Consider the following 23,396-nt stretch of genomic DNA (forward strand, 5'->3'; position numbering starts at 1 on the left):
TTCCCTCACCTGATGCTACGGACGGCGGGCGGCGGAACTTAGCCGAACGGCAAGTGTGAGCCTTGCCGCACGGCAAGTCGAAAACTAGCCGCCCGGCAAGGCTCAGTTCCGCGGCGAGCAGGCCGAAGGGCTCCTGCGACGGTTCACCGCACCGACCTGGAGGAACACTCGTGGCGACGCTCCTGTACCGGCTAGGCCGGTTTTCGTTCCGGCGACGCGGGCTGACCCTCGCCGTCTGGGCGCTGCTGCTGACCCTGGCCGGCGTCGGCGCGGCAACGCTGTCCGGGCCGACCAGCGCAGCGTTCTCCATCCCGGGCACCGAGTCGTCCCGGGCGATGGACGTGCTCGCCGAGAAGTTCGGCGGCAAGTCGGACTCCGCCTCCGCGAAGGTCGTCTTCACCGTGTCCGGCGACGCGAACCTGACCGGCGCGGCGCAGCAGGCCGCGGTCGCCGACGCGATCGCCCGGCTGAAGCAGGCCCCGCAGGTCGCCGCCGTGGCGTCCCCGTACGAGGCCAAGACGATCTCGCCGGACCTGCGGACCGGCTATGCCACGGTCACCTACGCGGTGCCGGCGACCGAGGTCAGCCACGCCGACCGCGAGGCGCTGATCGAGGCCGGTGACGGCGCCGAGACGGCCGGGGTCGCGGTGGAGTTCTCCGGTGAGGTCACCCAGACCGTCGAGGAAAGCCACGCCGCCGAGGCGATCGGCATCGTCGTCGCCGCGTTCGTGCTGCTGCTGACGTTCGGGTCGCTGGTCGCCGCCGGGCTGCCGTTGCTGACCGCGCTGATCGGGGTCGGCCTCGGCATGGCCGGTATCCAGATCGCCACCGGCTTCTTCGACCTGTCGTCGTCCACCTCCGCGCTGGCCAGCATGCTCGGCCTGGCCGTCGGCATCGACTACGCGCTGTTCGTCGTCTCCCGCTACCGGCACGAGCTGGCCGCCGGCCGCAGCGGCGAGGAAGCCGCCGGGCGCGCGACCGGCACCGCCGGGTCCGCCGTGGTGTTCGCCGGCCTCACCGTGATCATCGCCCTGGTCGCCCTGTCGGTGACCGGCGTACCGTTCCTCACCGCGATGGGCATCGCCGCGGCGGGCACCGTCGCCGTCGCCGTCCTCGTCACCTTGAGCCTGGTCCCCGCCGTCCTCGGCTTCGCCGGCGCCAAGGTGCTGCCCAAGAAGCACCGCGCCAACCCGACCGCCGCCCACGGCAACAAGGTCACCTTCGGCGAGCGCTGGGCCCGCGGGGTGCTGAAGCACCGCATCGTCGCCCTGGTCGTGTCGCTCGGTCTGATCGCCGTCGCCGCCGTACCGGCCCTGGACCTGCGGCTCGGCCTGCCCGACGAGGGCACCGCCGCGGTGGAGTCGACCCAGCGCAAGGCGTACGACCAGCTCGCCGCCGGCTTCGGCCCGGGCTTCAACGGCCCGCTCGTGGTGGTCGTCGAGGCCGCCGCCGGCACCGCGGGCACCGCCGCGGAGCAGGCCCGGACGGCGATCAGCAAGCTGAAGGACGTCGTGCTGGTCACGCCGGCCACGCTCAACCCGGCCGGCGACACCGCGATGCTGACCGTGATCCCGGCCAGCGCCCCGACCAGCGAAGCCACCACCGATCTCGTCCACGCCATCCGGGAGCACGCGGGCTCGGTAACCGGCGCGACGCTCGCGGTCACCGGCGCCACCGCGGTGAACATCGACATCTCCGACAAGCTCACCGCCGCGCTCGGGCCCTACCTGGCGATCGTCGTCGGTCTCGCGTTCGTCCTGCTCATGCTGGTGTTCCGCAGCATCCTGGTGCCGCTGAAGGCCACCCTCGGCTTCCTGCTGTCGGTCGGTGCCGCGTTCGGCGCCCTGGTCTGGGTGTTCCAGCAGGGCCACCTCGCCGGGCTGCTCGGCGTCGAGTCGACCGGCCCGCTGGTCAGCGTCATGCCGATCTTCCTCATCGGCATCCTGTTCGGCCTGTCCATGGACTACGAGGTCTTCCTGGTGACCCGCACCCGCGAGGAGTACGTCCACGGCGCGAGCCCGGACGACGCGGTCGTCACCGGCATGAGCCACGGCGTCCGGGTGGTCACCGCCGCCGCCCTGATCATGATGAGCGTGTTCGCCGGCTTCATCCTGGCCGACGACACCATCATCAAGAGCCTGGGCTTCGCCCTCGCCTTCGGCGTGTTCGTGGACGCCTTCCTGGTCCGCATGACCATCGTGCCGGCGGTGCTCTCCCTGCTCGGCCGGGCCGCGTGGTGGCTGCCCCGCTGGCTCGACAAGGCGCTGCCCAACGTGGACGTCGAGGGTGAGCAGCTGACCAAGTCGCTCGCCGCCGAGCCCGAGCAGGCGCCGGCGGCGGAGAAGGAGCTAGCCACCACCGCGGCGTGACCTACAGCCGCAGGTGAGCCCAGTCCAGCAGGCCCGACCCCAGGTCGCGGACGGTCGCGAGCAATCCCAGCCGCGCCGTCCGCAGCCCGGGGTCGTCGGCCATCACGAACACCTCGTCGAAGAACCGGTTGACCGGCCCGGTCAGCACGGCGGCCACCGCGGTGAAGCGGCCCAGGTCGGGCGGGCTCGTCCAGGTGTCCTGCAACGCCGACACCACCTCGTGCAGCGCCAGCTCGGCGGGCTCGGTCAGGGTGGCCGGGTCGTAGCCGGCCGGCGTGCCTTCGGGAACAATCCGCCGGGCCCGCTGAACGGTCTCGGCGAGGGCCCGGAAGTCATCGTCCGCGACCAGCCGGCCCAGTTGCGCCAGCAGCCGGTCCGCGACCGGCGGACGCCCGGCATGCGGCAGCACCGCCCGGACCCGGTCCACCGGGTGGCCCTCCTCGGTGAGCACCTGCTCGAGCCGGCGCGTGACGAACTCCCGGACCGCGACGAGGACCTTGTCGTCCACCTCGACCGGCTGCCGGGACGCCGCCCAGCCCAGCGCGTCGAACAGGTCGATGCCCACCAGATCCGGATGCGCGCGGTGCACGGCGAGCAGACCCAGCACGGCCCGGCGGATCGCGTACGGGTCGCTGCTCCCGGTGGGCAACCCGACCGTCGCCGCCAGGCCCGCGATCAGGTCCAGGCGGTCGGCCAACGACAACAACGCCCCGGGTACGGACGCCGGCAGCTCGTCGCCCGCATGCCGCGGCAACTCGGCCTCGAAGATCGCCTGCGCCACCGCCGGTGACTCCCCCGCATGCCGCGCATAGTCGCGGGCCAGCACCCCGGCGAGGCTGGTGAGCTCGGTGACGAGCTGCGAACCCAGGTCGAACTTGACCAGCTCACCGGCCCGGTCGGCGACCGCGTCGTCGGCCTCGGCCACACCGGCCGCCGAGGCGAGCACGCCGGTGAGCGCGTCGATGCGGCCCGCCCGGTCGGCCATCGACCCCAGCTTGTCGGTGAAGGTCAGCCGGTGCAGTCGCTCCCGCAGCGTCGCGAGCGACGTCTCCCGGTCGGCCCGGTAGAAGAACGCCGCATCCTCGTAGCGAGCGCGCAGCACTTCCTCGTTGCCGGCCCGGACCAGGTCGGCGTCGACCGGCCCGTTGGCGACCGTCACGAACATCGGCAGCAGGGCGCCGTCGTCGCCGCGAACCGGAAGATAGCGCTGGTGTTTGCGCATGACCGTGGTCAGCACCGCCGCGGGCAGCTCGAGGAAACGGTCGTCGAACCGGCCGAGCAGCGGCGTGGGCTGCTCCACCAGGTAGGTGATCTGGTCGATCAGGGCGCTTTCCGCGACGGCGTCGACGCGGCCTTCGCCGTACACGAGCTCCTGCGCGCCGGAGACGATCAGCTCGCGCCGGTCGTCGGGGTCGGCGATGATGCCGCTGATCGAGACGGTCTCCATGAAGGTCTCGGCGGAGGCGACGCGCAGCAGCGGCTCGGCGGCCGTCCGCAGGACGCGCGTCTCCCGCCCGGCCCGCAGCGCACCCACCGTGACCGGCACGACCTCGTCGCCCCACAGCGCGACCAGCCAGCGGATCGGCCGGGTGAACGCGAGCTTCGGGTCGCTCCAGCGCATGTTGCGCGCCGACCGCAACCCGGCGACGACCTTCGCGAGCACGCCGGCGAGCACGGCGGGTGCCGCGCCGTCGGCCACGTGCCGGTGCACCACCAGGTGGGCAACGCCGCCGAAGTCCGCGATCTCCAGAGCATCCTCGGGTACGCCCTGAGAGCGCGCGAATCCCGCTCGGGCCTGCTCGGGTGCCGTGGTCCGCGGCCCCTTGACGGTGTGCGTGTAGTCGTCCTCCCGCGCCGCTACCCGGCCGACGACCGCGATGATCCGGCGCGGGGTGGCGTGCACGCGAACCTCGCCGTGCGTCAGCCGCGTCCCGGCGAGCAGGTCGGTGAGCTGATGCCGGACCTGCTCCCGGGCGGCCCGCGCCTCGGCGGGCGGCAGTTCCTCGGTGCCGATCTCCAGCACCACCGTCCGGGCGCCGGACTCCCCCGGCACGCCGGCGACCGCCTCCGCGCACTCCGGCAGCGGGGCGACCACACCCAGCGGATGGCCCAACTCCTCGCGGCGCGCCACCCACAGCCGGGCCACGTCACCGGACAGGCGGCGCATCCGGGCGAACTCGGCTGCCCGGTCCGCAGTGGACACCGCCCCGCGCGCGTCGAGCACGTTGAACGCCTGCGAGCACTTCAACACGTACGCGTGCGCGGGCACCGGCAGACCCTCGTCGATCAGCCGCTGCGCCTCGGCCGCGTACACCTCGAGCAGGCGGCGTTGGGCGGCCACGTCCGCGTCGTCGAGGTAGTAGCGCGACATCTCGAATTCGGCCTGGCCGAACAGCTCGCCGTAGCTGACCCCGGGCGCGTACTCGATCTCCATGACGTGCGCGACACCCTGCAACGCCATGACGATGCGCTCGATGCCGTAGGTGATCTCCACCGAGACCGGCGCCAGATCCAGCCCGCCGGCCTGCTGGAAGTAGGTGAACTGGGTGATCTCCAGCCCGTCCAGCCACACCTCCCACCCCAGCCCCCAGGCCCCCAGCGCCGGCGACGCCCAGTTGTCCTCGACGAACCGCACGTCGTGCGCCGCCACATCGATCCCGAGCGCGCCGAGGCTGGCGAGGTACAGCTCCTGCGGGTTCCCGGGATCCGGCTTGAGCACCACCTGCAACTGGGTGTGCGTCTGCAGCCGGTTCGGGTTCTCGCCGTACCGGGAGTCGTCGGGCCGGACCGACGGTTCGGGATAGACGGCTCGCCACGGCTCCGGCCCCAACACCCGCAGAAACGTCGCCGGATTGAGCGTGCCCGCCCCGACCTCGGTGTTCATCGGCTGCACGACCAGGCACCCCTGATCCCGCCAGTACGCCACGAGCCGAGCGATCGCATCCTGCATGGTGAGCATGAGCCGGAAGTCTAGTGAAAGCGCCCCCCTCCGCCGGGGTGCGCCGGGCTCGTCGCCCGCCGCGAGAATTGTCGGACGGATCCAGAGGACACGTGGAGTTTCGCTTGAGCGCACATTGAGGTGGTCGCCGATTGTGCTTGCTGTCAGCAAGGAAACCGAAAGGGAAATCGTGAAGCTCACCCGCCTCGTCGCCGCACTCGGTGTCGCCGCTGCCGGCGCCGCCCTCATCGCCCCGCCGGCCGCCTCCGCCGCCAGCCCGTCCACCCCGGGCGCGCTGATGGGCATCGGCGCCAGCCGCGGCGGCATGCAGGGCGAACTGACGACGGTGAGTTGGACCGCGCAGGCGGACATCCTTCAGTACCGGGTCACGGTGCTCGCAGGCACGAAGAAGACCGAGTACGTCGTGCCGGCAGTCCAGGGTGCGACGCGGGCGTACTACCAGATTCCCACCGCCGACAAGTGCGCCTCGTACAGCATCTCGGTGGCGGCGGAGAACGCGCAGGGCGCCGGCAAGCCGCAGAAGGCCTGGATCGGCTCGCTGATGCCGTCGATCATCACCAAGGCCAAGGGTGTCCGCAGCGCCGACGGCAAGAGCGCGACAATCACGTACAGCCAGCCGCAGTGGAAGGGCTACTGGGGCACGGCGAAGACCGGCCCGCGCCGCGAGGACCCGTACCACTGGCCGGTCTCGGTGGGTCGCTCCTACACCCTGACCAAGATGGTCGGCAACACGGTGATCGCCGGCAACCCGACCCTCGGTGGCAACTACGCCCAGCCGACCGCGACCTACACCAACCTCGACCCGAAGCGCGCGTACGTGGTCAAGGTCAGCACCTCGAACACCTGGGGCACCTGCGCCCGCCAGGACGGCAAGATCCTGCTCAAGCCCACCGTGAAGTAATCCCGTAATCGACGTCACTCGCGGGCGGGCATGGATCGGCGTCTAACGAGTCGATCATCTGGGTAAGAGGGCCGCATGGCTGAGTTGCTCGCGGGTGACCTGTACCGCTTCCAGGATTTGCTGTCGCCGGCGGACGCCGAGGTGGTGACGCGCGTCCGGGACTTCCTGCAGGCCGAGGTGGTCCCGGTCGCGAACGATCACTGGTCCCGGGCCGAGTTCCCGTTCGACCTGGTCAAGGGTTTCGCGGACCTCGGGATCGCCGGGGCGAACCATTCGAATCTGCTGTCCGGCTGGATCGCGCTGGAGATGGCGCATGCCGACGCCTCGATGGCGACCTTCTTCGGGGTGCACTCGGGGTTGGCGATGGGCAGCATCGAGACCTGCGGCTCGGACGAGCAGCGGGAGCGGTGGCTGCCGGGCATGCGGACGTTCGACCAGATCGGCGCGTTCGCGCTGACCGAGCCGACCGGCGGTTCGGATGTGGCGGCGGGCCTGCGCACCACGGCTCGCCGCGAGGGTGACCGGTGGATCCTGAACGGCAAGAAGCGCTGGATCGGCAACGCGACCTTCGCCGACCTGATCGTGGTGTGGGCCCGCGACCTCGAGGACGACCAGGTCAAGGGTTTCGTGGTCCGGCAGGACAATCCGGGCTTCAGCGCCACGAAGATCGAGAACAAGATCGCGCTGCGGATCGTGCAGAACGCCGACATCACGCTGACCGACTGCGAGGTGCCGGAGGCCGACCGGCTGCAGAACGCGCGGTCGTTCAAGGACACCTCGAAGGTGCTGCGGCAGACGCGCAGCGGGGTGGCCTGGGAGGCCGTGGGGGTCATGCTGGCCGCGTACGAGATCGCGCTGACCTACGCCAAGGAGCGTGAGCAGTTCGGGCGGCCGATCGCCAAGTTCCAGCTGGTGCAGGATCTGCTGGTCCGGATGCTGGGCAACGTGACCGGCTCGATGGGGATGTGCGTCCGGCTGGCCCAGCTGCAGGACAAGGGCGAGTTCCGCGACGAGCATTCGGCGCTGGCAAAGGCGTACACGACGACCCGGATGCGGGAAGTGGTGGGCTGGGCGCGGGAGTTGCTGGCCGGCAACGGCATCGTGCTGGACTACGACATCGGCCGGTTCGTGGCGGACGCCGAGGCGCTCTATTCCTATGAAGGCACCCGGGAGATCAACACGATGATCGTGGGCCGGGCCGTGACCGGCATGAGTGCCTTCGTCTGAGGCGAGGAAAAGAGCGGATGACGGGATTTGAACCCGCGACCCTCACCTTGGCAAGGTGATGCGCTACCGCTGCGCTACATCCGCATGCCGCCGAAGTTTCCCCGGCGACGTGGGAAACCTTAGCAGTCCGGTTGGATCCAGTCGAAAGTGCGCTCGACGGCGCGCCGCCAGTTCGCGTATTCGGTGTCGCGCCGTCGGGGATCCATCGCGGGGAGCCACTGCGCCGCGCGGTGCCAGTTGCGCCGCAGGTCCTCGAGATCCGGCCAGTGCCCAACGGACAGACCGGCCGCGTACGCCGCCCCGAGCGACACCGTCTCGGCAGCGAGCGGACGGACCACCGGCACATCAAGGACATCCGCGACGTACTGCATGAGCAGGTTGTCTGCGGTCATCCCGCCGTCGACCTTGAGCGTCTTGAGGGTCAACCCGGAGTCGGCGTTCATCGCGTCGACCACCTCGCGGGTCTGCCACGCCGTCGCCTCCAACACCGCGCGGGCCAAGTGCCCCTTCGTGATGTAGGAAGTCAGCCCGACGATCACGCCCCGGGCCTCGGAGCGCCAGTGCGGGGCGTACAGGCCGGAGAACGCCGGGACGATGTAACAGCCGCCGTTGTCGGCGACCGTCCGGGCGAGGGTCTCGATCTCCGGGGCGCTGGCGATCAGTTCGAGCTGGTCGCGGAACCACTGCACGAGTGAGCCGGTGATCGCGATCGAGCCCTCCAGCGCGAAGTGCGCGGGCTCACCGCCGATCTGGTACGCCACCGTGCTGAGCAGCCCGTTGTCTGAACGAACAAGTTCGGTGCCGGTGTTGAGCAGCAGGAAGCTCCCGGTCCCGTACGTGCATTTGGCCTCGCCGGGCGTGAAGCAGGTCTGCCCGAACAGTGCCGCCTGCTGATCGCCGAGCGCCGCGCCGATCCGTACCCCCGGAAAGGCCGACGTGGCGGTCCCGAAGACCGCGACCGACGGTCGGACCTCGGGCAGCATGGCCCGGGGGATGCCGAAGAACTGCAAGGCCTCGGGCGACCAGTCGAGGGTGTGTACGTCGAGCAGGTTGGTGCGGCTGGCGTTGGTGACGTCGGTGGCGTGCACGGCGCCGGCGGTCAGGTTCCAGATCAGCCAGGTCTCCATCGTGCCGAACAGCACCTCGCCGCGTTCAGCCCGAACCTGCAGCCCCGGCGTGTGGTCCAGCATCCAGCGCAGCCGTGGCCCGGAGAAGTACGTCGCCAGCGGCAACGCCGACTGCTGCTGCACTTCTTCGGCACCCGGCTCGGTGAGCAGCCGGTGCACCAGCGAGTCGGTCCGGGTGTCCTGCCACACCAACGCGCGGCCGATCGGGACGCCCGTACGCCGGTCCCACAGCACGGTGGTCTCCCGCTGGTTGGCGATGCCGACCGCGGCGACCTGGTCCACGGTGATCCCGGCGCGGCGCAGCGCCAGCGGCGCGAGCCGCTCGACATTGCGCCAGATCTCGGCGGCGTCGTGCTCCACCCAGCCGGGCTTGGGGAAGAACTGCTTGTGCTCCTGCTGGGCAAGGGAGACCAGCTGGCCGCGCCGGTCGAACACGATGCACCGGGTGGACGTGGTGCCCTGGTCGATCGCGACCACGTAGCGCTCCGTCACGGGGTCCTCCCCTGCTGCTCTAATGCCGGGCGGCTCCCAGGTCACGGGAGACCGCCCGGGCCGCATCCCGGACATAGCCGACGAGCCGCGTCCGGGGCCGGTACCGGCTGTCGCAGATCCGCTCGACCAGGCCGGAGACGCCGATGGCGCCGACGACCAGGCCGCCGTACCCGCGGATCGGCGCGGCGATCGCCGCCTCGCCGAGCGTGTGCTCCTCGATCTCCGCGCCCCACCCCGCTTCGCGGACGTGTTCCAACTCCGCGGCCAGCTCGCGGGATGTCACGACCGTACGGCGCGTGAAGCGTTCCGGCGACGCGGATGCCCGGGCCGCCCGATATGCCAGAAGCACCTTGCCGAGCGCGGTGGCGTGCAGCGGCAGCAGCGAACCGATGTCCAGGGTCTGGAACGTGTCGTCGGGGCGGAACACGTGGTGCACGACCAGTACGCGTCCTTCGAGGACCGTGCCGATCCGGACGGCCTCGCCGGAGCGGGCCGCCAGCGGGTCCGCCCAGTTGATCGAGCGGGACCGCAGTTCGTTGATGTCGAGATAGCTCGTGCCGAGATGCAGCAGGGCCGCGCCGAGCTGGTAGTGCCCTGATGCCCGGTCCTGCTCCACGAAGCCGACGTGTTGCAGCGTCCGCAGAATGCCGTGCACCGTGCCCTTGGCCAGATCGAGCGAGCGGGAGATCTCGGCAAGCCCGAGCCGGCCCGAGCCACCGGCGAGCATCCGCAGGATCGCGGCGGCCCGTTCGATCGACTGGACGGTTCCAGGCATGTCACGGACTCTATGCGAGGACGTTTCGCGAGCACAGACCTCGGCGTTCGACAATGCCGAACGGCGTTCATTGCTCTGCAACGAGAGCCTTCCTAGCGTCTGGTCATGGCAGCCAGATGGAAAGTCCCCGGCCTCGCGGGCGAGCTTGCCGCGGAGTTCGCCGGAACAATGATCCTCATCCTCTTCGGTGTCGGTGTCGTCGCGCAGGTCGCGGGCGGCGGGATCGGCGACCACGACAGCATCGCCTGGGCCTGGGGCCTCGGCGTCATGCTCGGTGTCTACGTCGCTGGCCGGATCAGCGGCGCCCATCTCAATCCCGCGGTCACCATCGCCCTCGCCGCTTTCAAGGGCTTCGAGTGGCGCAAGGTGGCGCCCTACATCGGCGCCCAGTTCCTCGGCGCGTTCGTCGCCGCGCTGCTGGTGCGCTGGAACTACTCCGAGGTGCTGCACGCCGCCGACCCCGGCCTGACCATCAAGACCCAGGGCGTCTTCTCGACCCTGCCGGGAAACGGGACACTTCCGGTCGGTGAGTGGGGTGCTTTCCGAGACCAGATCATCGGTACGGCCATCCTGCTCTTCCTCATCCTCGCCATCACCGACGCAGCCGGCACTCCCCCGGCCGCCAACCTCGCACCGTTCATCATCGGCCTGCTCGTGGTCGGCATCGGCATGGCGTGGGGCACCAACGCCGGCTACGCGATCAACCCGGCCCGCGACTTCGGTCCGCGCCTGGCAAGCTTCTTCACCGGGTACGGCGGCGCGTTCCGCGACCAGACCGGCTACCTGTACTTCTGGATACCGATCGTGGCACCGGTCCTCGGTGGTCTGATCGGCGCCGGGCTGTACCAGGGGCTGATCGGTCGCTTCCTGCCCAAGGACACCCCGCCGGAACCGGGCCGCATCCCCACCCAGGAGACCCCAGAAACCGTGGAGGCACGACGTGGCTGACTTCGTCGGCGCAGTGGACCAGGGCACCACCAGCACCCGCTTCATGATCTTCGATCACGGCGGCAACGAGGTGGCCCGGCACCAGCTCGAGCACCAGCAGATCCTGCCGCAGGCCGGCTGGGTCGAGCACAACCCGATCGAGATCTGGGACCGTACGGTCACGGTGATCCGCACCGCGATGCAGAAGGCCAACCTGCAAGCCACCGACCTGGCCGCGCTGGGCGTCACCAACCAGCGCGAGACCTCCGTGGTGTGGGACAAGCGCACCGGCCGGCCGTACTACAACGCCATCGTGTGGCAGGACACCCGCACCGACCGGATCGCGTCCGCGCTGGACCGGGACGGCCGCGGCGACGTGATCCGACGTAAGGCCGGTCTGCCCCCAGCGACCTACTTCTCCGGCGGCAAGATCCAGTGGATTCTGGAGAACGTCGAGGGCGTCCGGGAAGCGGCCGAGCGCGGCGACGCCATCTTCGGCAACACCGACAGCTGGCTGCTCTGGCACCTGACCGGCGGCGTCGACGGCGGCAACCACATCACCGACGTGACCAACGCCAGCCGCACGATGCTGATGAACCTCGAAACCCTGGACTGGGACGACGAACTGCTCGGCTTCTTCAACATCCCCCGGCAGATGCTGCCCGAGATCCGCCCGTCGTCCGACCCGAACACCTACGGCTCGGCCCGCTGGCCCGGCCCGCTCGGCGGCGAAGTCCCGCTCACCGGCGACCTCGGCGACCAGCAGGCCGCGACCGTCGGCCAGGTCTGCTTCAACGTCGGCGAAGCCAAGAACACCTACGGTACGGGCAACTTCATGCTGCTCAACACCGGCACGGAACTGGTCCGCTCGGAGAACGGCCTGCTCACCACGGTCTGCTACAAACTCGGCGACGCCCCCGCGGTCTACGCGCTCGAAGGCTCGATCGCGGTCACCGGCTCGGCCGTGCAGTGGCTGCGCGACCAACTCCACGTGATCAACTCGGCGGGCGACAGCGAGACCCTGGCCGCCTCGGTCCCCGACAACGGCGGCGTCTACTTCGTCCCCGCGTTCTCCGGGCTGTTCGCGCCGTACTGGCGCTCCGACGCCCGCGGCGCGATCGTCGGGCTGTCCCGGTTCAACACCGACGCGCACCTGGCCCGGGCCACCCTCGAATCGATCTGCTACCAGACCCGCGACGTCGTCGAGGCAATGGCGCAGGACTCCGGCGTCAACCTCGACGTGCTTAAGGTCGACGGCGGTATCACCGTCAACAACCTGTGCATGCAGATCCAGGCGGACATCCTCGGCGTCTCGGTGAGCCGCCCGGTGGTGGCCGAGACGACCGCGCTCGGTGCCGCGTACGCCGCCGGTCTCGCGGTCGGCTTCTGGAAATCGACCGACGAACTGCGCGACAACTGGAACGAATCGCAGCGCTGGCAGCCGGAATGGACCGACGAGCAACGCCAGACCGGGTACGGCCGCTGGAAGAAGGCCGTCCAGCGCACTCTCGATTGGGTAGACGTTGACTGACACCACATCTCTCTCCCCCGCCGGTCGCGAGGCGGCGCTGTCCGCCCTGGCCGAGGGCGAGCTGGACGTGCTGGTCGTGGGCGGCGGCGTGGTGGGCGCGGGTTGCGCCCTCGACGCCGCCACCCGCGGGCTGTCCGTCGGGCTCGTCGAGGCCCGCGACTTCGCGTCGGGCACCTCCAGCCGGTCCAGCAAGCTGATCCACGGCGGGCTGCGCTACCTGGAGATGCTCGACTTCGCCCTGGTCCGCGAGGCCCTGCGGGAACGCGGCCTGATCCTGCAACGCCTCGCCCCGCACCTGGCCCGCCCGGTGCCGTTCCTCTACCCGCTGCAACACCGGGTCTGGGAACGCCTGTACGCCGGCACCGGCGTCCAGCTCTACGACCTGATGGCCACCACCCACGGCGGCCTGCCCCGACACCGCAACCTGTCCCGCCGCGGCGCACTGCGAGCCTGCCCCGCACTGAAGAAAGACTCCCTGGTCGGCGCGTTGCAGTATTACGACGCGCAGCTCGACGACGCCCGGCACACCATGTTCCTGGCCCGCACCGCGGCGGCGTACGGCGCCCACGTGGCGTCCCGCGCCGAGGTGGTCGGGTTCCTCCGCGAGGGCGAACGGGTCACCGGCGTCCGCGTGCACGACCTCGAACTCGACCGCACCTTCGAAGTCCGCGCCCAGCAGGTCGTCAACGCCACCGGCGTGTGGACCGACGACACTCAGGCGCTGGTCGGCGAACGCGGCCAGTTCCACGTGCGCGCCAGCAAGGGCATCCACCTGGTCGTGCCGCGCGACCGGATCCAATCGACCACCGGCCTCATCTTGCGTACGCCCACCAGCGTCCTCTTCGTCATCCCCTGGGGCCGCCACTGGATCATCGGCACCACCGACACCGACTGGGCGCTCGACAAGTCCCACCCGGCGGCGTCCAGCACCGACATCGACTACCTCCTGCACCAGGTCAACCAGGTGCTGGCCACCCCGCTCGACCGCACCGACGTCCAAGGCGTCTACGCCGGACTGCGCCCACTGTTGTCCGGCGAGTCGGAATCCACCTCGAAGCTGTCCCGCGAGCACACGGTCGCCAGCCCGGTCCCGGGCCTCGTGGTGGTGGCCGGCGGCAAATACACCACCTACCGCGTGATGGCGAAGGACGCGATCGACGCGGCGGTGCACGGCCTCGGCCGCTCGGTGTCCCCGTCCTGCACGGAACGGGTGCCCCTGCTCGGCGCCGAGGGCTATACGGCACTGTGGAACCGCCGACGCCTGCTCGCCGAGGAGTCGGGCCTGCACGTGGCCCGGGTCGAACACCTCCTCAAACGCTACGGCTCCCTCGTCCACGAACTCCTCGACCTGATCCGCGAGGAGCCGTCCCTGGGCAAGCCCCTGGAAGGCGCCGAAGACCACCTGCGGGCCGAGATCACGTACGCGGCCGGCCACGAGGGCGCCCGGCACCTCGAGGACGTGCTCACCCGCCGTACCCGGATCTCCATCGAAACCTTCGACCGCGGCGTCGCGGCAGCCCCCTCAGCCGCCGACCTGATGGGCGACGTTCTGGGCTGGACCAAGGAACAGCGGGAGCGCGAGGTGGAGAACTACCGCCTCCGCGTCGAAGCGGAACGCGCCTCCCAGGAGCAGCCCGACGACGAGACCGCGGACGCCGCCCGCCTCGGCGCCCCCGACGTCGTACCCCTGCAACTGCAGTAGTCCGAGGGACCGGCCGGGTCCTCAGCCCGGCCGGTCCGGAGCCGGTCAGCCGGCGGGGATCAGGTCGCGATCGCGATCGCGCTGCGGTGCTGGCCGGGTGGAGAACCAGCAGCCCACGATGATCAGCGCGAATCCGGCGACCGTGGCCACCCCGAGGGACTCGTTCAGCCACACCACGCCGAGCAGCACCGCGACCACCGGGTTGACGTAGGTGATCAGTCCGGCCCGGTTGGAGCCGGCGAGGCCGATCAACTTGTAGAAGGCCAGCAGGGCCAGGGCGGTGCAGAACACCCCGAGCATGCCGAGCGCCAGCCAGGAGTCGACGCCGACCGGGTGGGTGGGCAGGGCAAACAGGCAGAACGGCAGCAGGACCACGGTGGTGATGACGGTGGTGCCGACCGTCAGGGCCTCCGGCGGGATGTCGGCCGCCTTGCGTTGCACCAGCATGGTGGCGACCGCGTAACTGATGGCGGCGACGAGCACCATGCCCGCGCCGAGCAGGCCGTAGCTGTCGCCCGAGACGTCCAGGCCGACGAGCACCACCACGCCGGCGAAGCCGATCAGCAGGCCGACCACCCGGAGCGGGGTGAGCGGCTCGGTTCGTGACATCAGCAGGGCGATCACCACCGGTTCGACGGCGATCAGGATGCCGGTGAGGGAGGACGAGATGTGCTGTTCACCGTACGTGATCAGCAGGAACGGCCCGATGATGTGCACCGCCGCGATCAGGGCGACCACCCGCAGCCGGCCGCGCAGCGCGCCGAGCGTATTGCGGGCGAGCGCGATCGGGATGAGCACGGCCGCCGCGACGGCGGTCCGGCCGGCGACGACCAGCAGCGGCGACAGGTCCTCGATCGCGATCTTGATCAGGAAGTACGGGATGCCCCAGAGCAGCGAGACGGCGGCGAAGAGCAGCCAGGCGAGACGATTCACGAGGACAGCTTCACCCGGTACGGTCGTAAGCGCTAGTGGTTACCTGCTGATGTCGTCGTAAGGAAATGTGATGATCGACGCACGCCGCCTCCAGGTGCTCGCCGAGGTCGCCCGCCGGGGCAGCTTCAACCAGGCCGCCGCTGAGCTGCGGCTCACCCCGTCCGCGGTGTCCCAGCAGATCAGCGCCCTGGAACGGGCCGTCGGCACGCCAGTCGTGCGGCGCAGCACCCGCGGCGTCGAGCTGACCGACGCGGGCCGGGTGCTGGTCGAGACCGGGGAGGCCATCGCCGCCGAGCTGCTCGGCGCAGAGCGCGAAATCGCCAAGCTGTCCGGGGACCGCGACGAACGCCTCACCGTCGCCACCTTCACCAGCGGCGGGCAGCGCATCCTGCCCTCGGCCCTGACCCGCTTCACCGCGGCGCACCCCGGCGTCGAGCTGACCGTCATCGAAAGCGAGCCGGAGGACAGCCTGCCGCTGCTGCGGGCCGGCTCCGCCGACCTGGTCCTGGCCTACCACTTCGACGGGCCCCCACCGGTGCGCCCCGGCGACCGGTCCGGCCTCAACTGGACCCCACTGCTGATGGATCCGATGTGGATCGTCCTGCCGGCCGGGCACCAGCACGGCCGCCAAGCCTCGGTCACGATCGCCGAACTTGCCGGTGAGCGCTGGGTGCACGGCTGCCTGTCAATCGGCGACATGCTCGACCACTACGCGGCAATGGCCGGATTCCAGGTCCGCACCGCCTGCCACGGCACCGACTACCAGTTCGCCCAGTCCCTGGTCCGGGCCGGCGTCGGCATCAGCATGATCCCCGAAGTCGCACTCACCGCCGACCACACCGGCCTCACGGCCGTCCGGCTCGCCCCGCCCGGCCCGTGCCGCTTCGTCGGGGCCGCTTCGGTCCGGCGACGCCGCAGCCCGTTGGCCGACGACCTCCTGCGCATCCTCGGGGAAACGGTCACCGCCCTGCCCGTAGCCCCCCTCACCACCGATTCGCAGGCCTGAGCTAACCAACCAAGTGAGCAACCGGCCGGTGCGGGCTCACGCCCGCACCGTCCTTCGTGTCTCCGCGCAAGCCGCGCTTTCCTACCGCCCTCCTCGGGCCGCTCCTCGCAGCCGGACCGTTTTCCTCAGGCCGCTTCTCGCAGCCGGGCCGCTCTCCTCGGGCCGCTTCTCGCAGCCGGACCGTTTCCTCAGGCCGCTTCTCGCAGCCGGGCCGCTCTCCTCGGGCCGCTCCTCGCAGGCGGACCGTTTTCCTCAGGCCGCGCTGCCCGCAGCCAGGGCGGCACAGATGCGCGGTACCGCGGTGCTGATGGGTTCGCGAATGACGGCGGTAGCCAGGTCGTCGTAGGGCGTCGGGTCGCGGTTGACGATGACGAGGCGGTTGCCGCCGTTGACCGCCACCGCGCAAAGCGAGGCGACCGGCTCCACCTGCAAGGAACTGCCCACCACGAGCAGCAGTTCGCTGTGCGCGGCGATCCGCTCGGCCAGACCTGCCACCTCCGGGTCCAGGTGCTCGCCGAACATCACGACACCGAGCTTGAGAATGCCGCCGCAGCTCGGGCAGCGCCGGTCGCCGCCACCGCCGGCCGGGACGCTGCTCGGAGTCCGGGCAGCGCAGCCGGTGCACACCGTCTCGTGGATCGTGCCGTGCAATTCCAGGACCTTGCGGGCACTCGAGCCGGCTTTCTGGTGCAGCCCGTCGACATTCTGGGTCAGGATGCGCACGGCGAACCCGCCCCGCTCCAGCTCGGCAAGCGCCCGATGCGCCGCGTTCGGCCGGGCGTCCCACACGGGATGGCCCGCGTACGTCCACCAGAACGTGGCCCGCACCTCAGGATCGCCCAGGTACGCCTGATAGGTGAAAGCGTTCACCAGCGCAGGGTTTCGGGTCCACACGCCGGCAGGCCCCCGGTAGTCGGGGATGCCCGAGTCGGTGGAGATCCCGGCTCCGGTCAGTACCGCCACCCGGGTCACACCGTCGATCCAGCTCATGGTCATGGTCGCCGAGGGTAGAAGCCGGCCCGGATCGCAGGAAGCGAATAATCCGGGCCGGCGTACCGCAGGGTCAGCCGCGCAGCCCGCAGGGCGCGAACCGTTCCAGGCCTTCGGGCTTCGCCGCGTGGCGGCCGATCGCCGTCTCGATCCGGTTCAGGGTCGCGACGCGCTTGTCCGCCAGCGGGCCGAGGATGGCGTTCTGGATGAAGTTCGGGCCACCCTGACCGACGGACGAGGCGAGCCGGGCGTTCGCCTCCCGGATCTGAGTGTCCAGCAGCGCGAGATTGCGGCTCACCTCGTCGCGGGCCTGCGCCGGAATGGCGGGCAGCCCGCTCACACTCGGGCAGTTGACGGTGGGCGCAGCGCCCGCTGCCGGCTTTGCCCCCGTGGCCGGCTTCGCCCCGGCGGCCGGCGGCGGCGTCTTCACCACAGTGGGCTCCGGGGCTGCCGCTCCCGCGCCGACGGTGCAGGTGGCGAGCGCCTGGACGTCGAGGTTCGGCTTCGCGGCCGTACGGCCGATCGCGATCGTCATCCGGTCGATCGTGGCTACGCGCTTGTCCTTCAGCGGACCGAGAATCGCGTTCTGCACGAAGTTGGATCCGCCTTGGCCCACGCTGGTGGCGATTCGCTTGTTGGCCTCGGCGATCTGGGTGTTGAGGAGTGCTAGGTTGCGTTCCACTTCGGCGCGGGCGGAAGCGGGCACGGCACCCAACTTGCCAGCAACAGCCGGGCAGGCGACCGTGCTGCTGCTGGTGGCCGCGGGACGGTCACCGGCGGAGGCCACACCGAGGCCGACACCGGTCAGGGCCACGGCGACTGCTGCCACACCGGCAACCTGCCAGCGACGGGCGGAACTACGGGAAAGATGCATCTTCGCCAAAGCCTTCCTGTCAAAGGACCTCGGCCACTAATACGGGAGCGCTCCCAGCCCGGATCAGCCCGCACGGATGTCTAAGGAAGACTTAATCAATCCGCGCTGATCTCCCTTGCTCTCCATCGCGACCATGACGGCGAACAGCAAGGCGCGGAGCTGCCCGGGTGTCTCACCGAAGAGCTCATGCCTGCACCCACCGACATCACGCTGCGCGACGTATCCGGGCCGCGCGCCGCCCTTACGCCAGTGCACCACCCAGCCGCGGTACTCGTTCTCGATGGCGACGCAGGTGGGAATTCCCTGATCGGGCCATCCGGCTACCGCGGCCATGAGCGCTTCCGACCGCAATCACGCTGCCCGGGAGTCAGCAGCGGCGCGGTCGGCAGATACCGAGTCGGGTCGTTCCACGTAAGCTCACGCGCCGAGTCGAGCAACCGCTGCCGGGCCGCAGCCCGCTCGACAGCCTCTGCCTCCTGCGCCCGTCGGGACGCCTCCAGAGCGCGTCGGGTACTCGCCTTCCGCCATCGGTGGAGCCAGGACATCATTGCCTCCCGCGGGCGTCGTCGGTCGTCAAGGAGGGGCGACGAACGGGGTTCTCACGGAGCGTCCCGCCCACCGCCTGCTCACCCCGATCGTCATCGAACTAGCACGCGCTGAGAAGGCTCTCGGCGTCCGCCGCCCCTGCCTGCTGTCCGTAATGCTGGCGGACAGCAGGCCTAGCTCTGCCCGTCCGGGCGAAAAGCCTCGTACTGGTCGCGTAGGTCGCGCGCCTCGGCAATGCCGGCACGCTGCACGCCTGCCATGACTTCGGACGCCCGCCACCAGTTCGACGGCACGATGCGACCGGACCTGATCGCGTCGCTCGCGGTCGCCGCGGCCTCGTCCGGCTTGTTCGCGGCGAGGAGAGCCAGGCCGAGGTCGAGTTGCGCCGACGCGACTCGACGAGGCCGCGCTCCCTCCCGATTCAGCTCAGCGATGACGTCCCGGGCGACCGACTCGGCGGCCGAGTCACCGGCCCAGGCCAGAGTCGTGGCAGCGTAGGCGTGGGCCTTGGCAGGGTCGTACTGGTAGTGGTGCTCAGGATGCTCAGGAGTCGGCCGGTGGTCGGCCAGCCCCGCCACCCGGTCCAGTACCTGCCGGGTCTGCACCTGGTCGCCGAGCCGCGCCAAAGCTCGTGCCTCTTGAGCAGCCGCCTGGATGAACGCGGAGCTGTCGCGAGGAGCCACCTGCTGTGCCTGCTGCGACAGCTCAAGGGCCTGACGGTAGTAGCCGCCGGTCAGAACCTGCCAGGCTCTCGTCTCCAAGCACCACGCGGTGATCTCGCGATGCTCGGCCTGACCCGCCAGTTCGTTCGCGGTGACCAGGTGGGCGTCGGCAGCCGTCGACTGGCGCAGGTCAACATGGAGAGTCGCTTTCAGCAGCGACAGCCAGCCGCCCGCGACGAGCAAGCGCCGGTGTTGGGCATAGGTCTTGCGAGCATCGATGAGCGTGGAAACGTAGGCGAGATGGCGGCGCACGCGGGGCAGCAGGTCTGCCGGCGGGGTGGTGGAGTACGCCATGGCCATCCTGTCCACGGCGAGTTCCATGCGATTCAGGGTTTCCGCGCTGACGTCGGAGGCGGTGACGCGGCGGGCCAGTTCGACGGCCTCCAGCTCGGAGTCGGCGTCGTCCGCGTACTCCGGGCGCATGGCCTCGATGAGCTGCCCACCGCCGCCGAGTTCGGCGTCGAGTCGACGAGCGACCGCAGCCGTGGGCGGCTTACGCCCGGTTTCCAGGTCGTGCAGGTAAGACTTTCCGTAGTGCACTACGGCGGCGAGTTCGCGCAGCGAGAGACCCCGCTTGGCACGAAGACGGCGAAGCTGTTCGGCAAATCGGTCCACGGAAGCCCCGTCCCTGCTGACGGTCAGGGATGGCGGACCGATCCGCTAGCACCGGCCACCGCGTCCAGAGTACGACGAGAGTTTTCGATGGCGACCCACGCGGGATCCCCTGATCGGGCCATCCGGGAAACGTGGTCACGAGCGCTTCCGACCGCAATCACGCTGGCCGCGAGTGAGCAGTGGCCTGCGTCTGGTCCTTGCCGAGGTAGAACGCGCGGCCGAGGTCTGAGCGAATCGATCAGTCTGCCGTGAGGACTTTGCCGTCGAGTTTGCGGAAGCCGTCTGCGATGAGGGCGCGGAGGACTTGGGCGTCGACGTCGGCGAGGCGGCGGACGTGGAGGCAGGAGCGGCCGGTGCGGTGCGGGCCGAGTTTGGCGAGGAGGTTCTCGTCGAAGCCGGCGGATAGGTAGACGGTGAGGGCGGTCTTGCGCGGGGACAGGCTGACCGGCGGCCAGTCGCCTTCCTGCCCGGAGGCGTACCGGTAGTGGTAGCTGCCGAAGCCGACCATGCTGTCGCCCCACATCTCCGGGGCGGCGCCGGTGGCTTCGGCCATGACCGCGCAGAGAGTCTGCGCGTCGGCGCGGCGTTTGGGGTCCGGGACGGCGGCGAGGAAGTCCCCGACGCTTGCCCCGGTCCGCACGGTTTTTAGTCCTGCCACGTTCGACCCGCCATCCGCAGAGACCACCTAGCTGTTGCCGCCCATGACCAGGCGACTGTAACCCGCGGACTGTGATCGACGCCACAGACGCGGCGGTACGACCCCGGCACGGGCACCTTGGGCGTGCCGACTCTCAGCACGGCCGTCTTGAGCCCGGCCGTGCCAGATGCATCGGCGCCAGTACGGCCGCCTCGTGCGTGGCCGCGCCTCAGGCGCGGTGGATCGCGTCTACCAGGATGCTCAAGCCTTCGCGGGCCTCGTCTTCGGTCAGGGTGAGCGGCGGACCCATGCGCAACACGTTGCCGTGCAGGCCGCCCTTGCCGACCAGCAGCCCGCCTCGCCGGCATTCGTCGAGAATCCGGGCGGCCAAGGCCGGGTCCGGCTCGGTGGTGCCGGGCCGGACGAACTCGATAGCGAGCATGAGGCCGCGGCCGCGGATTTCCGCGACGGTGTCCGTGTCGGCCGTTCCGGCGCGCAGGCCGTCGAGCAGGATCGTGCCGACGTTCTTGGCGTGCTGCTGCAGGTTGTGGTCGCGGACGTAGTCGAGGACGGCGTTGCCGGCGGCCGTGGAGATGGGATTGCCGCCGAAGGTGGAGAAGCTGGTCGCAGGCACCGCGTTGACCAGGTCGGCGCGGCCGACGACCCCGGCCAGGGCGAAGCCGTTGCCGATGCCCTTGGCGAAGGTGATGAGGTCGGGCTGGACGTCGTGCGCCTGGTAGCCCCAGAAGTGGTCGCCGGTCCGTCCCCAGCCGGTCTGCACCTCGTCGGCGATGAACAGGATGCCGTGGTTGTCGAGTTCCTTCTTCAGCGCACCGAACATGCCGTCCGGGGCGTGGACGAAGCCGCCGACTCCCTGGATCGGTTCGGCGATGAGCGCGGCCACGTCGCCGGCCGTGGTGGTGGCGAGCACTTCGCGCAGGTCCTCGACGGCGGCGTCGATGTGGTCGGCGTCGGACAGGCCGGCGAGGCGCCCGCGGAGCCGGTCACCGGAGTGCAGCCAGCTCACCTGTAGCGGGCTGAGGCCGCTCGCCGACCAGCTGCGGTGCCCGGTGATCGCCATCGCGCCGAACGAGCGGCCGTGGTAGCTGTTGCGGACGGCCAGAATCTGGTTGCTGCGCCGGTGGTTGGTGGCGAACAGCAGCGCGGCCTCGTTGGCCTCGGTGCCGGAGGTGCTGAAGAAAACGCGGGCGTCCGGGATGCCGGAGAGCGCCGCGATCTTCTCGGCCAGCTCGACCTGCTGGCGGATGAGGTAGAGCGTGGAGGTGTGGGCGAGTCCGGTGGCGAGCTGCCGTTCGACCGCCTCGCGGATTTCGGGGATGTCGTGGCCGAGCATGGTGGTCAAGACGCCGCCGAAGAAGTCCAGATAGGACTTGCCGGTGCTGTCCGTGACCCGGCGGCCGGAACCGGCGACGAGCTCGATCGCCTCGTCGCCGTACAGCGGGGATACCCAGGAGGGCAGGACGGCCCGGTGCCGGGCCAGCAGGTCGTCGGTCATGGTTGCCTCCAAGGTGGGTCGGATGCTGCTAGCGCCAGCCGCGGGGGTGCGGGCGGCTGTGGCCGTTGCCGCCCGATCCCGCACGGGCGGCAACGGCGAAGATGTCGGCCAGTTCGGCGTGGTCGTCGTGGATCAGGCCGACGGTGATGCGGACGTGCGCGGCGCCGAGCGGCGTGACACCGAAGGGCGAGCCGGGTGCGACGGCGATGCCGTGTGCGGCGAGGGAGAGCAGCGCGGCGTGCTCGTCGTCGACGGTCAGCCAGAGGTTGATGCCGTCGCCCGCGGTGGCCTGCACCCCGCGGTCGGCCAGCTCGCGGAGCATGGTCGCGCGGCGTTGGGCGTACGTGTCTCGGGCGGTTTCGATCTGCGCCGCCGCCTCGGGTGACGAGAGCAGGTCCAGGAGGACGGCCTGGAGCAGCCGGCTGGACCAGCCGGGGCCGAGCAGGCGCCGGTCGGCGACCTCGGTGATCACGCCGGCGGGTCCGCCCAGGGCGGCGAGCCGCAGGTCGGGGCCGTGGCTCTTGGAGAAGCCGGCGATGTGCACGGTCCGGTCCGGCAGCCGGGTGCCGAGGCTGACCGGCGGCGCGGTGCAGATGGCGCCGGCGTGGTCGTCCTCGACGATGGTGACCTGCGGGTACGCGGCCAGTTCGGCGGCCAGGTCGGCGACTCGGCGGGCGCTGAGCCCGGCGCCGGTCGGGTTGTGTGCCCGCGGTTGCAGGAAGACCGCCACCGGGTCGTAGGTCGTCAAAGCCGCACCGAGCGCGTCGGGGCACATGCCGTGCTCGTCCATCGGCACGCCGATCACGGTGGCGCCGGCAGCGTCGAGCAGGTCGAGCACGGGCGGGAAGGTGGGATTTTCGACGAGGACGTGGTCGCCGAGGCGGATGAGGGCGGCGATGACCCGGTCGAGGGCGTCGAGGGCGCCGTCGACGACGGTCAACCGCTCGGGGGCGTACGGCCAGCGTTGGCGGAGCACGGTTTCCAGCTGGGGCAGCACGGCCGCGTCGAGGTAGCTCGTGGTGAGCTGAGCGTCACCGACGCGCGCCAGGGCTGCGGTGAGGCTGGGCAGCAGGGCGTAGTCGGGCACGCCGGTGGAGAAATCTCGGGCAACGTTGCCGAGGCTGTTGGCGAGCCGGGCGTAGCGCAGTCGGCGCCGCGGCAGGGTGGGAACGGCGACGAATGAGCCGGATCGGCCGCGAGTCTGGATCGCCCCGGCGCGGGCGAGACTGCGCCACGCCTCGCTGACCGTGGTCGGGCTGACACCGAGGGTCCGTGCAACGTCGCGGACGGTGGGCAGGCGGGCACCCGTAGGCAGATCGCCGGCGCTGACGAGTCGGCTGACGGCAGCCGCGATGCCCCGGGCACTGCGGTCGTCGACCGCGTCCGCGATGAGCCCGAGCATGCTGTCTCCGAACATTTGGTAACACGCGAACCATTGTCCGCCTGGCGCTGTGTCATTAGTGTCCTACGACATCGGCCCCCGATGTCAAGCACAGCACGGGGAGGATGACAGAGGGTGAAGGAGATCACCATCTAAGCGTGACTCA

General features: G+C 70.4%; 18 protein-coding genes and 1 tRNA gene. 7 read left to right on the plus strand and 12 right to left on the minus strand.

Going from position 1 to position 23,396, the window contains the following annotated elements; translation table 11 throughout:
• The first annotated feature begins 170 nt into the window (after positions 1-170).
• Complete coding sequence (locus tag ACIA1L_RS24635; protein ID WP_396075251.1) at positions 171-2,369, plus strand: MMPL family transporter; 2,199 nt, start codon at positions 171-173, stop codon at positions 2,367-2,369.
• A 1-nt stretch (position 2,370) separates the two neighbouring features.
• Here ACIA1L_RS24635 and ACIA1L_RS24640 read toward each other — a convergent pair whose 3' ends face one another.
• On the minus strand, positions 2,371-5,328 hold the full coding sequence (locus tag ACIA1L_RS24640; RefSeq protein WP_396075252.1) for a glycine--tRNA ligase: 2,958 nt from the start codon (positions 5,326-5,328) through the stop codon (positions 2,371-2,373).
• 169 nt (positions 5,329-5,497) lie between these two features.
• Between ACIA1L_RS24640 and ACIA1L_RS24645 the strand changes: the two genes are divergently transcribed.
• Together ACIA1L_RS24645 and ACIA1L_RS24650 are read left to right on the plus strand one after the other, a co-directional pair.
• Entirely contained in the window at positions 5,498-6,229 is a 732-nt protein-coding gene (locus tag ACIA1L_RS24645) for a hypothetical protein (RefSeq protein WP_396075253.1), read from the plus strand.
• A 75-nt stretch (positions 6,230-6,304) separates the two neighbouring features.
• Positions 6,305-7,456 (plus strand): acyl-CoA dehydrogenase family protein, encoded by a 1,152-nt coding sequence (locus ACIA1L_RS24650; RefSeq protein WP_396075254.1) that lies wholly within the window; start codon positions 6,305-6,307, stop codon positions 7,454-7,456.
• A 12-nt stretch (positions 7,457-7,468) separates the two neighbouring features.
• Here ACIA1L_RS24650 and ACIA1L_RS24655 read toward each other — a convergent pair.
• From ACIA1L_RS24655 to ACIA1L_RS24665, 3 genes are all read right to left on the minus strand, one after another.
• Positions 7,469-7,540 (minus strand) — tRNA-Gly (locus ACIA1L_RS24655).
• Positions 7,541-7,575: 35 nt separating this feature from the next.
• On the minus strand, positions 7,576-9,075 hold the full coding sequence (glpK, locus tag ACIA1L_RS24660; RefSeq protein WP_396075255.1) for a glycerol kinase GlpK: 1,500 nt from the start codon (positions 9,073-9,075) through the stop codon (positions 7,576-7,578).
• A 19-nt stretch (positions 9,076-9,094) separates the two neighbouring features.
• Entirely contained in the window at positions 9,095-9,850 is a 756-nt protein-coding gene (locus ACIA1L_RS24665) for an IclR family transcriptional regulator (RefSeq protein ID WP_396075256.1), read from the minus strand.
• 105 nt (positions 9,851-9,955) lie between these two features.
• On the opposite strand from ACIA1L_RS24665, the gene ACIA1L_RS24670 reads away from it, so the two are divergent.
• Genes ACIA1L_RS24670 through ACIA1L_RS24680 form a run of 3 tightly spaced genes read left to right on the plus strand, consistent with a single transcriptional unit; the run spans position 9,956 to position 14,010 of the window.
• Positions 9,956-10,798 carry an MIP/aquaporin family protein gene (locus ACIA1L_RS24670; protein WP_396075257.1) on the plus strand — a complete coding sequence of 281 codons (843 nt, stop codon included), beginning with the start codon at positions 9,956-9,958 and terminating at the stop codon, positions 10,796-10,798.
• The gene (gene glpK / locus ACIA1L_RS24675; protein WP_396075258.1) at positions 10,791-12,308 is read left to right on the plus strand and encodes a glycerol kinase GlpK; all 1,518 of its coding nucleotides are present in this window, start codon (positions 10,791-10,793) and stop codon (positions 12,306-12,308) included. The genes ACIA1L_RS24670 and glpK (ACIA1L_RS24675) overlap by 8 nt, the downstream gene beginning before the upstream one ends.
• Positions 12,301-14,010, plus strand: a complete 1,710-nt coding sequence (locus ACIA1L_RS24680) for a glycerol-3-phosphate dehydrogenase/oxidase (protein WP_396075259.1) — start codon at positions 12,301-12,303, stop codon at positions 14,008-14,010. The genes glpK (ACIA1L_RS24675) and ACIA1L_RS24680 overlap by 8 nt, the downstream gene beginning before the upstream one ends.
• A gap of 45 nt (positions 14,011-14,055) precedes the next feature.
• Here the strand turns inward: ACIA1L_RS24680 and ACIA1L_RS24685 are convergent, their stop codons facing one another.
• Positions 14,056-14,943 (minus strand): DMT family transporter, encoded by an 888-nt coding sequence (locus ACIA1L_RS24685; RefSeq protein ID WP_396075260.1) that lies wholly within the window; start codon positions 14,941-14,943, stop codon positions 14,056-14,058.
• Between the two features lie 70 nt (positions 14,944-15,013).
• On the opposite strand from ACIA1L_RS24685, the gene ACIA1L_RS24690 reads away from it, so the two are divergent.
• Positions 15,014-15,949, plus strand: a complete 936-nt coding sequence (locus ACIA1L_RS24690; RefSeq protein WP_396075261.1) for a LysR family transcriptional regulator — start codon at positions 15,014-15,016, stop codon at positions 15,947-15,949.
• A gap of 252 nt (positions 15,950-16,201) precedes the next feature.
• On the opposite strand, the gene ACIA1L_RS24695 is transcribed toward ACIA1L_RS24690, so the two are convergent.
• The 7 genes from ACIA1L_RS24695 to ACIA1L_RS24725 all read right to left on the minus strand — a co-directional run bounded on the left by ACIA1L_RS24695 (position 16,202) and on the right by ACIA1L_RS24725 (position 23,251).
• Positions 16,202-16,945, minus strand: coding sequence for an SIR2 family NAD-dependent protein deacylase (locus tag ACIA1L_RS24695; RefSeq protein WP_396075262.1), 744 nt, complete (start codon positions 16,943-16,945; stop codon positions 16,202-16,204).
• Between the two features lie 67 nt (positions 16,946-17,012).
• Positions 17,013-17,768, minus strand: a complete 756-nt coding sequence (locus ACIA1L_RS24700) for a hypothetical protein (RefSeq protein ID WP_396075263.1) — start codon at positions 17,766-17,768, stop codon at positions 17,013-17,015.
• A 108-nt stretch (positions 17,769-17,876) separates the two neighbouring features.
• Entirely contained in the window at positions 17,877-18,146 is a 270-nt protein-coding gene (locus tag ACIA1L_RS24705; RefSeq protein ID WP_396075264.1) for a hypothetical protein, read from the minus strand.
• Positions 18,147-18,532: 386 nt separating this feature from the next.
• The gene (locus ACIA1L_RS24710) at positions 18,533-19,696 is read right to left on the minus strand and encodes a multiprotein-bridging factor 1 family protein (RefSeq protein ID WP_396075265.1); all 1,164 of its coding nucleotides are present in this window, start codon (positions 19,694-19,696) and stop codon (positions 18,533-18,535) included.
• Positions 19,697-19,934: 238 nt separating this feature from the next.
• Positions 19,935-20,336 carry a DUF1801 domain-containing protein gene (locus ACIA1L_RS24715; RefSeq protein ID WP_396075266.1) on the minus strand — a complete coding sequence of 134 codons (402 nt, stop codon included), beginning with the start codon at positions 20,334-20,336 and terminating at the stop codon, positions 19,935-19,937.
• Positions 20,337-20,562: 226 nt separating this feature from the next.
• Complete coding sequence (locus ACIA1L_RS24720; protein ID WP_396075267.1) at positions 20,563-21,849, minus strand: aspartate aminotransferase family protein; 1,287 nt, start codon at positions 21,847-21,849, stop codon at positions 20,563-20,565.
• A gap of 28 nt (positions 21,850-21,877) precedes the next feature.
• Positions 21,878-23,251, minus strand: coding sequence for a PLP-dependent aminotransferase family protein (locus ACIA1L_RS24725; protein ID WP_396075268.1), 1,374 nt, complete (start codon positions 23,249-23,251; stop codon positions 21,878-21,880).
• Between the last annotated feature and the right edge of the window lie 145 nt (positions 23,252-23,396).

This window comes from Actinoplanes sp. NPDC051859 (assembly GCF_044452725.1).
Taxonomy (GTDB): Bacteria; Actinomycetota; Actinomycetes; order Mycobacteriales; family Micromonosporaceae; genus Actinoplanes.